The organism is Mycobacterium sp. IDUB_24, assembly GCF_055419385.1.
This window is the reverse complement of sequence record NZ_JBVAXO010000002.1, coordinates 315,142-329,108: the sequence shown is the minus strand read 5'-3', so window position 1 is coordinate 329,108 and position 13,967 is coordinate 315,142. Positions and strand designations below refer to the sequence as shown.

Below are 13,967 nucleotides of genomic sequence, written 5' to 3'. Positions count from 1 at the left end.
AACCGCGCGTAGCATCGAATTGTCATGCGGATCGCCATCAGTGGAGCCGGGGTCGCCGGGGCGGCGCTCGCACACTGGCTGCACCGCGGCGGTCACACCCCCACACTGATCGAACGGGCGCCGGGTTTTCGCACCGGCGGCTACATGATCGACTTCTGGGGCATCGGCTACCGGGTCACCCGGAAGATGGGCATCGAATCCGCCATCCGCGACGCCGGCTATGACGTGCAGTCCGTGCGGTCACTCGGACCCGATGGCACGACCGACGCCGAACTCCGCGTCGACGTGTTCCGGCGCATGATCGGCAGCGATTACACCAGCTTGCCCCGCGGCGACCTGGCAGCCGCGATCTACCGCACCGTCGAGGGCAGCGTGCCCACCGTGTTCGGCGACAGCATCGCTTGCATCGACCAATACCCCGACGGGGTACGGGTGACCTTCGAGAACAGCCCGGCCGACGACTTCGACCTGCTCATCGGTGCCGACGGACTGCACTCCAATGTGCGCGGCCTGGTGTTCGGTCCCGAGGAGCGGTACGAGCACTACCTGGGCTGCAAGGTCGCTGCGTGCGTGGTCGACGGCTACCGCCCGTGTTCCGGCACCGGCACTTCCGATGTCTACCTCACCTACGCCCTCCCTGGCCGGCAGGTGGGGCAGTTCACGCTGCGCGGCGACCGCACCATGTTCCTGTTCGTGTTCCGCGATGAGCACGACGACCGCGGAATGACACCAAAAGAGCAGCTACACAACCAGTTCGACGACGCGGGCTGGGAATGTCGACAGATCCTGGCCGCGGTCGACGACGTCGACGATCTCTACTTCGACGTGGTCAGCCAGATCCGGATGGACCACTGGTCCGACGACAGGGTGTTGTTGATCGGCGATGCGGCGGGCTGCATCTCCCTGCTCGGCGGCGAGGGCACCGGGTTGGCCATCACCGAGGCATATGCCCTGGCCGGGGAACTCGCCCGCGCGGGTGGCGATCACCGAACCGCCTTCGCAAGCTACGAGTCACTGCTGCGGCCGTTCATCGAAGGCAAGCAGGCCGGTGCCGAACGGATGCTGGGCTTCTTCGCCACCAGGACCCGGTTCGGTTTGTGGTTCCGGAATGTGGCGCTGCGCGCGATGAACCTGAGCCGCCCGGTGGCGGGCCTGTTCGCCGGCAGTGTGCGGGACGACCTCGACCTGCCCGACTACCGGATCGGCTGACGCGGGGCCGCCTCTTCCCGACGGCGATCCGTCTCAACCGTGAGCTCGTGGACGGCCCGCACACAGATCCGCGCCCCGCGGTGCGGTACCAGGGTGACGTGCTTGACCCGCTGCCGTTCGTCCGCGGCGGCCGTGGCGAAAAAGTCTACCCGACACAGGATTTCGCGCAGCACCACCCGCAGCTCGACCATCGCGAACGTGGCTCCCAGACAGCGGCGATTGCCGCCGCCGAACGGGAACCACGTGGTGGGGCCCATCGTCACCCCGAGCATGCGGTCCGGGTCGAACCGGTCGGCATCGGGATACACGTCGTCGCGTTCGTGGACCAGCCCGATGCCCGGGGCCACCATCACCCCGGCCGGCAGCCGGTAGCCGGCCACCTCCACCGGCTGCTTCAGCACCCGGCCCACGTCGAACACCACCGGCCGGATCCGCAGGGTTTCCTTGGCGACCGCGTCGAGGTACTCGTCGTCGCCGGTACGCGCGGCCTGCACCGCCTTGTCCAGCACCGCGGGGTGGCGGGTCAACCGTTCCAGCGCCCACGACAACGCCGTCGCAGTCGTCTCATGCCCCGCGACCAGCAAGGTCATCAGCTGATCGCGCAGCTCACGGTCGGTCATGGTGTGCCCGCGCTCATCGGTGGAACGCACCAGCATGGCCAGCACATCGGTGCGGGACGCCAGCTCGGGGTCGGCGCGACGGTCGGCGATCTCGGCGCCCAGCAGCCGGTTGGCCTCCTCGATGTTTCGCCGCAGGGCCCGCCACGGGCGTCGCTCCAGCAAGCCCGGCCGGGCGACCGCCATCAACTCCCACGGACCCACCCTGAGCAGCCGCGGCATCACCTCACGCAACGCGGCCAGCCGCCCCGGATCCGACGCCCCGATCACGGTTCGGAGGATGACCTCCAGGGTGATCTCGGCCATCTTCGGCGCCGCCGGGAACGTGGTTCCCACCGGCCAACCCGCAAGGTTCGCGGCGGCGATCTCCGCCATGATCTCGGTCTGGCGGGCGACGGCGTCGCGGTGGAACGGCGGCAACATCTGCCGCCGACGTTCGTGGTGTTCATCCTCGTCGACGACCAGCACCGAACTGTCGCCGAGCAGTGCACTGAGCACCGAATTCGCTTCTCCGGCATGAAAAATCTTCGGGTCCCCGGCGAACACCACCTTGATGTCGGCCGGGTCCGCCAGGTACACCATCGTGCCCATCGCCGCGACCCGCAACGTGAACACGTCGCCATAGCGTCGCCGGCAGGCCGATACGAAGCGCGGCCAGTAGTGCATCATCGCCGCAGCCTGCACCGCCGGAGGTAACGGAGGCCCCGGCGGTAGTGACGCGGTACCGGCCATAACCCCACCATACGAGCCGCCGGCCGCCCGCCAAAGGCCCGGACGCCGGGTCGCGTCCGGGCCTTGCCTCCCCCAGGCCTACTTGGCGTGGTTGCGCTGGTGGTGGTGATGGGTCGAGGAGCCGGGCTGGGGCATGTTGTGCTGGTGGGGGAAGGCCTGATGCGAGCTGACCGACGGCCCGGCGTTCAGGGTGGCGGAATCGGCGTGAGCAGTGGCGGCGCCCAGGGCGATCAGCGCGGGAGCGGCGGCCAGGGTGAAGCCTGCGGCGATACGGCGGGCGATGGTGCTCATGTCGACTCCTTTGTCGGATAAGGCTTTTGGTGTTCTTTCCGGTGTGTTCCGGCGTTGAAACAAGAATGCGCCGATCCGGCCCGCGGCTGTATCGACCGACCGGCCCATGGACCGGACGAATCTCGTGTCCCCCGATCGGGGGAACGAGCTGGGCTGGTTCTGCGCCGTTTGCCACCGGAGGGACGGCAGTGGTCGGCCGACCGATTACCGTCCGGCATACCCCGCGATCACGTCTAGGATCAGCAAACAGATCCAAGGGGGACCTGATGAGCGCTCATCGCAACGCCGCAGCCGGCCTGGCGCTGTGCGCTGCCCTGCTCACCGGCTGCACCCCCACGGTCCCCGATTCCGGCGGCGCTCACGTCGACGTGCTGGGCAGCATGATGGCCAGTGAATCCGAGATCAACGCCGTGATGAACGCCGAGGTCCGGCCGAAGACCGCGCTGCGTTCCCCCATGACGAACGCCAACTACGAGCCCGTCTCCCGCCCGGAATGCATGGTCGTCATCGGCAACGCGATGGACTGGATCTACCGCGCCAGCGATTACCGCGAGTTCCGCGAAACCCAACTCGCCGACGACGCCGATGACGTGGAGGTCGACCAGGCCATCGCCAGGTTCGACACCCCCAAGGCCGCCGAGGCCGTGGTGGCTCACACCGTCGACATCTGGCGCCGCTGCGGCAACGACACCCTGACCTTCAGCTACGACGGCGGCAAAACGCGGGACACCCGCCGGATGGCCGTTCCGACCGTGCTCGACGGTGTCGACATCACAAACGACGAACCGGTCGACGTCAACGACCGCATCACCCACCGCGCGATCCTTGCGGTCGACAACCTCGTCGTCGACCTGCGGATCAGCGGCTACGACATCACCGACCAGCAGACGGTGCAGCTGGCCAAGATCATCGCCGGCCGCACCGCGCTCTAACCTGCTGCGCTACAAAGGATTACAACCGATCCGGCGGTAATGTTGACACGGACCCCACAACGGCGTGTACTGGAGGTTCAGGGCGCGCCACCCCATGATCGACAGCTTCTCCCTGTTCGACTGACTGCGGCACAGGGACTGCAGAAGTAGCGTTCCTTTTCGGGATCCCGGTCAAGTGGGTGGCGCCGCTCCGAGCAACGACCGCCACCCCGCGTTGGGCAGTGCGAGTTTGAAAATCGTCCGCAGCGTCTGCAGGTACTGGCGGCTGAAACGACCGCTGGTGTAGGGCAGATCGTACTTCTCACACACGCCGCGCACCCGCACGCTGATCTCCGCCAGGCGGTTACTGGGCAGGTCCGGAAACAGGTGGTGCTCGATTTGGTAACACAGGTTTCCACTGGAAAATGCCAGTACCGGACCGGCTTTGAAGTTGGCCGCGCCCAGCATCTGCCGCAGGTACCACTCGCCGCGGCTCTCCTCTTGCAGCGTTTCCGGGCCGAACCTCTCCGCACCGTCAGGAAAATGCCCACAGAAGATCACCAGGTACGCCCAGAGATTGCGCAGCACATTCGCGCCCAGATTCGCGATCAGCGTCCGCTTCCAGCGCCGCCCACTCAACACTGGGAGGACGATGAAGTCCTTGGTGAGCTGGCGCCCGACCTTGGCGTGCAACGCCTGTCGCGCGGCTGCCTTGCCGGCTTCGGTGTCCGCCCGGTCCCTGGCGGAGTAGAAGTCATGTAGGGCGATCCCCCACTCGAAGATCATGGCCAACAACACATTTCGCAGTGGCTGCACAAGATGTTGAGGTTCCCACTGCTGGTCGCGGCTCATCCGGAGAATGCCGAAGCCGAGGTCGTCGTCCACGCCCAGCACGTTGCTGAACACATGATGGTGGTAATTGTGCGAATACCGCCACTGCGCCGACGGGCCTACCTGGTCCCACTCCCAGGTGCTGGAGTGGATCTCGGGATCGTTCATCCAATCCCACTGACCGTGGCCGACGTTATGTGCGAGTTCCATGTTCTCAACGGATTTGGCGTAGGCCAGCGTCGCCGTCCCGGCCAGCAGGCCGGCCTTCGACCTGGTGCCCGCGATCAGCAGCCGTGCGGCCACCTCGAGCGCGCGTTGGAACACGATGGTGCGTCGAATGTAGGCGGCATCCCGCGCACCGAGTGACTCCTCGATGTCGCTGCGGATGGTGTCGAGCTCGGCCGCGATCGCGTCGATGTCCGCGCGGCTCAGCTTCGAGTATGCCGCGATATCTCTGATAGTCAGTTTCCCGGTCCGTCTATGTACGGCGGCATGGTCCGGGCCACCTGGGTGAGAGTGCCTTCAGCCTAGGCGCGGATGTGGATCCCTGCCACAGCGCCAGGTCGGGCCCTTGTGACCAGTGTCGATGCCGAGCTACCCACGCAGTGCACCCAGCAGTTCAGGCAGCGGAACGGTGGCAATGCGGATTGCCGCGTCACCGACCCCGAACGGCAACACCAAGGTGTCGGCGTGCACAAGCGCACCACACGAGTACACAACGTTGGGCACATAACCGTCGAGTTCGTCGTCCTCCGCACTCAGCAGCGGTTCAGTGAGTCGACCGAGAATCCGGGTTGGATCATCCAGGTCGAGCAGGATGGCGCCGATCCGGTAGGTGCGCATCGGGCCGACGCCGTGAGTGAGCACCAGCCAGCCATCCTCCGTCTCGATGGGTGGACCGCAGTTTCCCAATTGGAGCGCCTCCCAGGGCTGCGTCGGCTGCTGACACGGCAACGAGCTCGTCCACACCGCCGGGTGGTCCGAAAAGGCGACAGTGTTCGATTCCCGGTCGGATCTCGACATGGCCGCGAAGCGTCCACCGATCCGGCGCGGAAACAGGGCAAGACCCTTGTTCGCGGCGGCCCGACCGACCATCGGCACCGAGTTGAACGACCCGAAATCGGTGGTCGAAAGGAGCTGCTGGCTGATCTGCGAGCCGCTGTACGCGGTGTAGGTCGCGTAGTACGTGACCGCGCCGTCGTCGTCGACGAAACGTACGAAACGCGCATCTTCCATCCCGGCGGCTTCGGCGCTCATGGCGGGCCACAGCACACGCTCGGAGAGTGCGGTATCGCCCGAGAATTCGATCCCGTACGCGCGGTCAGCGATCGCTCGGATCAAGGCAATCGTGGCCGGTGCATGCCGGCGGGTACTGCGGTGTCGCTGCAACTGCTCGAGCCGCTCATCCAGGTCGGCACGGGTGAACCGATCACCGAGCGCATCGAGCACATAGTCGGAAGCCTCGCCGCCACCGTGCAGAAAGGCCAGCTCGCTGCGGAACACATCCGCATCGAGGAGCCTCGGCACGGTTGCACCGACGGAGGCGAACGGGACCGGGCCGTCGACCACGACGCGGCCGGCATCATCTACGGTGCCGGTCCGGAAGCCGATCGATGACCGGTGCCCCTCCCCGATGCCCCGCACACTCATCACGAATCTCACACTGCCGGTGGCAGTTCCAGATTGATCTGGGTGCACGACGATGCTGGGGTTGCACAGTGCAGCACCCTCGATCGCGTACTCGTTGGTGAACACCGCTCCGAGCAACAACATTCGAGATTCCGACAGCGTCGAACCGGAAGCGAGCCGGTCGGCGAGTTCGGCGGCGTGGCGCCGAAACGTGCCGACAAGGCTGCGGTGACGACCACCGTGCCGGAGAACGACATCGTCCAACGCCGCCTGCACCTGGGCCTCGTCCAGATCCAGGATCCGCGCCAGAACCTTGCCCGCCCGGGATTCCTGATGTTCGAAACCCTCTTGGCCCGCCACGAACAACTGTGTGATCACCCGCGCAGGGTCAGCTCTCAACCACAGCGAACTGCGCGTGAGCATCACCGGCTGGATCGCCGTCATGGGGCGACATGGGAAAAGCGTTGCGCCTGCTGGAAAGTCGATAGCACCGCCAGTGTCGACTCGGCGCCCTGATTACGATTCACCCCGTCGGCGTGCAACCCGTCGAATCCGCCACCGGTCTCCGGATCCCACATCAGCTCGCCGACGTCGTTGGCACCCTGGAACCAGGCGGCAGCTGCCCGCACGGTTTCCGGCCAGATAGTGCTCGGATCGACAGCGGCGGCGCGGGCACACGCATCCGCCAGTGCGGCCACCTCGATCGGTTGCTGGTCAAATCCCGGTCGCGGATCGTCGACGCCCCAGCCGCCCGCAGGCGTGACCGACAGGTGATCGTCCGCCGTCTCACGCTCGACCAGCCATGCCAGCAGGTCCAACCCCCGCTTGCACAGCGCAGAGTCGTCGATCGCGACGCCAGCGGCAATCATGGCTTCGGCGAGTACCGCATTGGCGTAGGTGAGTCTCGGTTCGGGCCATGGCCAGGCCGGGTTGCCGGTGGGCGCCGGGATACCTGCGACGTAGTCGGCGATGAGCGAGTGGGCGGCGCTGTGCCCGGGGTGGGCGGAGAGCAGCTCAACTGCTCCCAGCACGGCGAACGCCATCGCCCGTGGCCACACCGACCTCTGCTGCGCGGCACGCTCGAATTGGTTGACGGCCAGTTTGCGGACCATTCCGACTTCACTGTGCGCAGCTGCCGTCCCCAAGCCCCACAGACAGCGCCCCCACGAGTCCTCCAGCGCCGGTTCGTCCACCCACGCGCCGCTGATGTCCATCCGGTTGCGGCAAGCGCCGGTGAGGGTCTGCGCCTCGTTGAGGAAGCGCATCGCCACACCAGCGAGACGGTTCAAGTCCCGGTCGGGGCCGGGTGCACGGGTCGCTACGATCAGCACCCGCGCCATATCGTCTGTGCAATAACCGTTTTCGCATCTCGGTTCCGCCAGTCGGGCATGTTCGAAGGTGCCACTGCCGTCCGTCATCCGCAACAGGTGGTCGAATCGGGGAATCGGCGGGGCGGTCACTGCAGTTCCGACCGCTCGGCCAGAATCTTCCGCGCCGTCGACTGGTACGCATTGGCGACGACAGACCATGACATCATCGGCGCCAACCGACGCGCTTCGGCCGCCATCGCGCCGGCGAGGCGCGGTTGGGTGAGCACCCTGCGCAAAGCAGACGTGAGCGCCTCCGGATTCTCATGATCGACCACGATGCCCGCCCCAGTCCCGAGCAGCTCGACGGCGTGAGGAAAGGCGGTAGCGACAACAGGCCGCCCATGGGCGACTGCGTCGACCAACACCCCGGAGGTGACCTGCTCTGTCGAGTCGTAGGGCAGCACCACCACGGCCGCGGCGCGGACCAGCGCAGTCAACGACGTCCCGTCGACGTAACCGGAATCGAAGTGCACTGCGTCGGAGAGGCCACTCGACCGCGCCTTCTCGACGCAGAAGTCGCGGTAGTCCTCTCCAGCTGCGGCGAGCACCTTCGGATGCGTCCGGCCGGCTACCAGATACCGTGGCCGGCCGTTGAGCTGATGCAGGTCACCCATTGCGTCGATGACGCGCTCGATGCCTTTTCCCGGCCCGAGCAAACCCCAGGTCAGCAGGGTGGGTCTGCCGGCGCGCTTGGTCTGCGCGTGTACCGGGACCATCGCACCATGCGGGATTGTGGTGACTTTTCTGCGTTCGACATGGAAGCCGAGACACAGTCGCCGATGCGCCGACTCGGACATGACCACGACCTGGTCGGCCAGCGCCGCGACCATCTCCAGCACTGAACGCTGTTGGGGTGTCGGATCTTTGGGGACGGTGTGCAGCACGACGATCGACGGGACATCGAGGTCACCGATGATGTCGACAACCTCGTCACCGTCAGAACCGCCGTAGATCCCGTACTCGTGCTGGATAACGGCGACGTCGTTCTGGTTGAGCAGATCCGAACTGGCCGCGACAGATGCCGCAGATCCGTTGACGAGCTCTCCGACGACCCGGCCGTCGCCAGACGACGAACCATCGGAGATCCGAACAACACTCACATCCGCACCGGTCGCCGCCAAACCGCCTGCGAGCGCTGCACTGAATGTCGCCAGACCACAAGGAGTCGGAGGGTACGTGCTGAGTATCCCAACCCTCAGAGAATCGGGACGGGTGCGCACCGACGAAGGGCCGGTCGGTAGGTGCAGAACAGATGCAGCACTCAAGATGTAGCCGACATCATTTGGGCGCGAAGCACTTCCATCGGTTTCACAGCCGCGACGGAAACATCCGAATCCTCAGCGCCTTCCGGCGTCGACGGTCCCATCTCTGCATGGTTGCCGATTACCCTCGGCTCGGTGATGTGCGTAATGATTGCCCTCGCTTCGGCTCGCGGCCGACCTCTCGGGCTGCTCCGAGCACGTCAAGACCGACGTGTTTGAACTGAACCGAATTTCGCGATATCGCAAGAAAACTGAATGCTCTCTGCTAGCGCATGGATCGATTGTGCCTGGTGGCGGGATCCGGGCCAGAACACCAGTCAACGCTGCACCCCAGGCAATGTCAACCGCGCCGACCTGTGCTGCTGCGCATAACCGGTCGTATGCGTAGGGTTCATGGAACCGGGACCGACACAGGCCCCCACATTCAAAGGGGCCGACATGGCCGACAAATCGCCGCGACAAAGCCTGGCCAAGAAGTCCGGCAAATCCCTCAAAGAAAAACGCGCTGTAAAGCGCGCAAAATCCGGCAATACGCCGTCAACGGACGACGTTCTGCATTCCAAGAAGCGTTAGGGCTCGACCCGGTAACCGGCATCGCCGGTTACCGGCTTCAACCGTGACCGCGTCAACGGCGAAAACCCTTACTGGAACGCCCCGTTGATCACCGGCTGGGTGATCATCCCCTTCTCCACACCCCACATGGTGGCGATGGTGCGGTACTCGCCGGTGTCCATCACGTGCTCGAGCGCCAACCGCAACGACTCGGCCAGACCGGAGCCCTTGGCCACCGGCCAGCCGTAGGGCGCCGAGTCGAAAACTTCGCCGGCGGGTTCCAACGCGCCGCCACTGAGTTTGATCGCGAACCCGGTCACAGGAGAGTCGGCGGTCATGGCGTCCACCTCACCGGCGATCAGCGCGGCCGTCACCTCGTCCTGATGGGTGCGCACCACCTTCTCGATGGGCGGCAACCCAGCTGCGACGCATGCATCCGATTTGGCCGGGATCTCCTGGGTCTCCTGAATCGTGCTGTACTTCACGCCGACTCGCAGTCCGCACGAGGAACCCGGATCGGCCGATGAGCCGGGCCGCCGCGCCCACAGCGTGCCCGCCTCGAAGTAGGTGACGAAATCTGCCTGCTGCTCGCGCTCGGCGGTATCGGTGATCGAGGACATGCCGATGTTGAAATTGCCGTCGGCCACCGAGGGCAGGATCCCCTCGAAACCGGTCTCGCGGAAGTCGGGCACCAATCCCATGGTGCGAGTCACGGCCTTCATCAGATCGATGTCGAACCCGACGATCTCTCCGCTGGAATTCTTGAACTCGTTGGGCGCGTAGGGCACGTTCACCCCGATCACCAGACGGCCGGAGTCGCGGATCTCGCCGGGCACCGTCTTCGCGATGTCGTCCACCGCGCCTGTCGGCGCCTGCACCGGGCCGGACCCAGCTGAACCGGCCACATTGGCGACCCGGCCCGAACCGCTGTCCCGCAGCTGCCACACCCCCACCGCGCACAGCGCCGCCACCACCACCGTCGCGCCAACGATCGCGGCCACCTTCTTGGACACCCGCACGCGGGTGGGAACGCGTTGCGCCGAATGCCGCCCCGAGCGGGCCGACGCGCGCACCGGCACAGGAAATGCTGTGAGCGCGTCCCGCGCCGCCGCCGCCAGGTCCCCCGCACTTTGATAGCGCTTGGACGGCTTCTTGGCCATGCCCTTGGCGATCACGTCGTCGAAGGCCGCCAGCCGCGGGTCCTTCTCGGAGGCCCGCGGGGGCGCTGACACCATGTGACCGGCGATCTGCTGTTCGAGACTGTCGGACGGATACGGCCGTTCGCCGGTGAGGCATTCGTAGAGCACACACGCCAGCGCGTAGATGTCCGACCGCGGATCGACCTTGCCCGCGTCGAACCGCTCCGGCGCCATATAGGCCAGCGTGCCCAGGGTGCTGCCCGCAGTCGTCATGCCCGAATCCCCCGCGGTGCGGGCCAGGCCGAAATCGATCAGGTACACGAAATCGTTGTGGGCGATCAGGATGTTCGACGGCTTGACGTCGCGATGGGTCAACCCGGCCTGATGCGCGCTGTCGAGCGCCTCGGCGACCTGCTCGATGATGCCCACCACGAAGGACGGGTCCAGAGGCTTGCCGGTCTTGGTGAGCATGGCGCCGAGGTTGCGGCCCTCGATCAACCGCATGTCCAGATAGAGCCGGCCGTCGATCTCGCCGTAACCGTGGATGGGCACCACATGCGGATTGCTCACCCCCGCCGCGGCGTGCGACTCGCGGCGGAACCGTTCCTGGAACGTCGAATCCTGCGCCAGGTGCGGCGGGAGGACCTTGAGCGCGACGATCCGGTCGGTGTCGGAATCGTAGGCCTGGTAAACCTCGCCCATCCCGCCCCGACCGATCAGCTTCTGCAGCTGATAGTGCCCGAATGGGGTTGAATCCACCGTTCAACTCCTCCGGAGCGGCCATTTCGGCGTCGGCATGTCGATCGAAGTTACATCACGTTGCTCGCATATGTCGGCCTGGATCACATCAGGCGAGCAAAAATTGTCGCCCGCGGTGACTAATGAGACCGATGTGAATTCGTAACGGTTCAGATCGCCACCAAATGCCGATATCGGCATCCGATCCCGCTACCTTGGTCGCGGGCTTCGATAGCGCGTCTCGATAACGGGCCGGAAAGGGGGAACATGCGCGTTGACGGACGGGACATCACCGTCACCGGCAGCCTCCTGCAACCGCCGACCCGTCGCACCAACGACATCCTGCGCCTGACACTGGCCGCGATCTTCCTGGCCACCGTCATCACCAGCTCACTGATCACCCGCTACGAATGGGTGGCGCTGGAGAAGTCGATCTCCGAGATCGTCGGCGTGCTGACCCCTACCCAGTCCAATCTGGTTTATCTGGCCTACGGCGTGGCGATCCTGGCCCTGCCGTTCGTCATCCTGGTCAGCCTGATCCTGGGCCGGCAGTGGAAACTGCTGGGCGCCTACGCGGCCGCCGCCCTGATCACCATGCTTTCGCTGTCGATCACCGCCAACGGCATCGCCGCCCCCAGATGGCATTTCGATCTCTCCGATCGGCTCGACTCACAGCTGTCGCAGTTCCTCGACGACCCGCGCTGGATCGGCATGCTCGCCGCCGTGCTCACGGTCTCCGGGCCATGGCTGTCCCGCCGGCTGCGGCGCTGGTGGTGGACGCTGCTGCTGGCGTTCGTGCCCATCCACCTCGTGGTCAGCGCCGTGGTGCCGGCCCGCTCACTGCTCGGTCTGGCCGCGGGCTGGTTCGTCGGCGCCCTCGTGGTGTGGATCGTCGGCACGCCGGCCCTGGAAGTCCCGCTCGACGGCGCGGTGCGCGCCCTGGCCCGGCGCGGCTTCGTCGTCTCGGCGTTCACCGTGGTGCGCCCGGCCGGCGCCGGCCCGCTGATGCTCGACGCGGCTTCCCAAGATCCGGACTCCAGCGCCGTCATCGAGCTCTACGGCCCCAACCAACAGAGCGGCGGCGCCGTACGTCAGGTGTGGCGAAAGCTGCGCCTGCGCTCCAACGAGACCGCACCCCTGCAGACCTCGATGCGCCGCGCCGTCGAGCACCGGGCACTGATGGCCATCGCCATCGGCGACCTGGGTCTGGCCAGCACCTCGACCATGTCGGTGGCCGCCCTCGACCGCGGCTGGACGCTGTACGCCCACAACCGCAAACGCGGTGTCCAGTTGGACCAGTGCACCGACGAGACCACCGTCGGGCGAGTGTGGAACGCGCTGCGCACCCTGCACGACCACCAGATCTCCCACGGCGACCTGCGCAGCAAGGAGATCACCGTCGACGACAGCGCGGTGCTGTTCGGCGGGTTCGGCAGCGCCGAATACGGTGCCACCGACGCCCAATTGCAGTCCGACATCGCGCAACTGCTCGTCACCACCACGGCGCTGTACGACCCGGAGTCCGCAGTAGCCGCGGCAATCGAGGCGTTCGGTCGTGACGCCGTGCTGACCGCGTCGCGGCGGCTGACCAAGGCCGCGGTACCGACGCGGGTCCGCGACGCCGTCCCCGACGCCAAGGCCGTGATGGCCGCCGCCCGCGACGAGGTGAAACGCCAGACCGGTGCCGACCAGATCCAGGCCGAGACGATCACCAGGTTCACCCGAACCCAGGTGATCCAGCTGGTGTTGTTGGGGGCCCTGGTCTACGTGGCCTACCCGTTCATCAGCACCGTGCCGACGTTCTTCTCCGAACTGCGCACCGTGAACTGGTCGTGGGCCACGCTGGGGCTGACCGTCTCAGCTCTGACGTATGTGGGTGCGGCGGCCGCACTGTGGGCGTGTGCCGATGGGCTGGTGAGTTTCCGCAATCTGTCGATCATGCAGGTGGCCAACACCTTTGCCGCCACCACCACGCCCGCGGGCGTCGGCGGCCTGGCCCTGAGCACGCGGTTCCTGCAGAAAGGCGGGCTGAGCACGACGCGCGCCACCGCCGCCGTGGCATTGCAACAGTCGGTGCAGGTGATCGTGCACGTGATCCTGCTGATCCTGTTCAGCACCGCGGCCGGAGCCTCGGCCGACCTGTCGCATTTCGTGCCGAGTTCCACGATCCTCTACCTCATTGCCGGGCTCGCCCTCGGACTCATCGGCGCGTTCCTGGCCGTCCCCAAGCTACGGCGCTGGCTCGCGTCCTCGGTGCGGCCCAAACTCGAAGAGGTCACCGCCGACCTGGTCAAACTGGCCCGCGAACCTCAACGGCTGGCACTGATCGTGCTGGGTGCGGCGGGCACCACTCTCGGTGCGGCCCTGGCACTCTGGGCCAGCGTCGAGGCGTTCGGCGGAACCACCTCATTCGTCACCGTCACGGTCGTGACGATGGTCGGCGGCACCCTGGCCTCAGCGGCCCCCACCCCCGGCGGTGTCGGCGCGGTCGAGGCGGCCCTGATCGGTGGTCTGGCGGCGTTCGGGGTGCCTGCCGGGATCGCGGTGCCCGCGGTGCTGCTCTACCGGGTGCTGACCTGCTGGCTGCCGGTGTTCATCGGCTGGCCGGTGATGCGCTGGCTGACGAAGAACGAGATGATCTGACGGGTCTGGGTCCTGGTACCTGCTGAGGAACGCTGTGGCGAGC

The 13,967-nt window shown here is 66.3% G+C and carries 11 protein-coding genes; 4 read left to right on the top strand and 7 right to left on the bottom strand.

Annotated elements, in window-relative coordinates:
* The first annotated feature begins 24 nt into the window (after positions 1-24).
* A complete protein-coding gene (locus ACZYZF_RS09310) occupies positions 25-1,209 on the top strand; it encodes an FAD-binding domain (protein ID WP_463835396.1) in 1,185 nt (394 codons plus the stop codon).
* Here ACZYZF_RS09310 and ACZYZF_RS09305 read toward each other — a convergent pair.
* Positions 1,194-2,558, bottom strand: a complete 1,365-nt coding sequence (locus tag ACZYZF_RS09305) for a cytochrome P450 (RefSeq protein WP_463835394.1) — start codon at positions 2,556-2,558, stop codon at positions 1,194-1,196. The genes ACZYZF_RS09310 and ACZYZF_RS09305 overlap by 16 nt on opposite strands.
* Positions 2,559-2,636: 78 nt before the next feature.
* Positions 2,637-2,849, bottom strand: a complete 213-nt coding sequence (locus tag ACZYZF_RS09300; RefSeq protein ID WP_463745147.1) for a hypothetical protein — start codon at positions 2,847-2,849, stop codon at positions 2,637-2,639.
* A 266-nt stretch (positions 2,850-3,115) separates the two neighbouring features.
* Between ACZYZF_RS09300 and ACZYZF_RS09295 the strand changes: the two genes are divergently transcribed.
* A complete protein-coding gene (locus ACZYZF_RS09295; RefSeq protein WP_463835393.1) occupies positions 3,116-3,781 on the top strand; it encodes a sensor domain-containing protein in 666 nt (221 codons plus the stop codon).
* A 171-nt stretch (positions 3,782-3,952) separates the two neighbouring features.
* Here ACZYZF_RS09295 and ACZYZF_RS09290 read toward each other — a convergent pair whose 3' ends face one another.
* The 4 genes from ACZYZF_RS09290 to ACZYZF_RS09275 form a co-directional block, all read right to left on the bottom strand.
* On the bottom strand, positions 3,953-5,056 hold the full coding sequence (locus ACZYZF_RS09290) for a fatty acid desaturase family protein (RefSeq protein WP_463835863.1): 1,104 nt from the start codon (positions 5,054-5,056) through the stop codon (positions 3,953-3,955).
* 129 nt (positions 5,057-5,185) lie between these two features.
* A complete protein-coding gene (locus ACZYZF_RS09285) occupies positions 5,186-6,664 on the bottom strand; it encodes a glycoside hydrolase family 130 protein (RefSeq protein ID WP_463835392.1) in 1,479 nt (492 codons plus the stop codon).
* The gene (locus tag ACZYZF_RS09280) at positions 6,661-7,638 is read right to left on the bottom strand and encodes a glycosyltransferase (RefSeq protein WP_463745311.1); all 978 of its coding nucleotides are present in this window, start codon (positions 7,636-7,638) and stop codon (positions 6,661-6,663) included. Before ACZYZF_RS09280 ends, ACZYZF_RS09285 begins: the two co-directional genes overlap by 4 nt.
* 38 nt (positions 7,639-7,676) lie before the next feature.
* Positions 7,677-8,810: a glycosyltransferase gene (locus ACZYZF_RS09275; RefSeq protein ID WP_463835862.1), complete on the bottom strand. Its 1,134-nt coding sequence runs from the start codon at positions 8,808-8,810 to the stop codon at positions 7,677-7,679.
* A 480-nt stretch (positions 8,811-9,290) separates the two neighbouring features.
* Here ACZYZF_RS09275 and ACZYZF_RS09270 point away from each other — a divergent pair, with 480 nt between their 5' ends.
* Entirely contained in the window at positions 9,291-9,425 is a 135-nt protein-coding gene (locus ACZYZF_RS09270; RefSeq protein ID WP_463835391.1) for a hypothetical protein, read from the top strand.
* A 68-nt stretch (positions 9,426-9,493) separates the two neighbouring features.
* Here ACZYZF_RS09270 and stpK7 read toward each other — a convergent pair whose 3' ends face one another.
* Entirely contained in the window at positions 9,494-11,302 is a 1,809-nt protein-coding gene (gene stpK7 / locus ACZYZF_RS09265) for a serine/threonine protein kinase StpK7 (protein ID WP_463835390.1), read from the bottom strand.
* 246 nt (positions 11,303-11,548) lie between these two features.
* Between stpK7 and ACZYZF_RS09260 the strand changes: the two genes are divergently transcribed.
* A complete protein-coding gene (locus ACZYZF_RS09260; protein ID WP_463835388.1) occupies positions 11,549-13,924 on the top strand; it encodes a flippase-like domain-containing protein in 2,376 nt (791 codons plus the stop codon).
* The last annotated feature ends 43 nt before the right edge of the window (positions 13,925-13,967 follow it).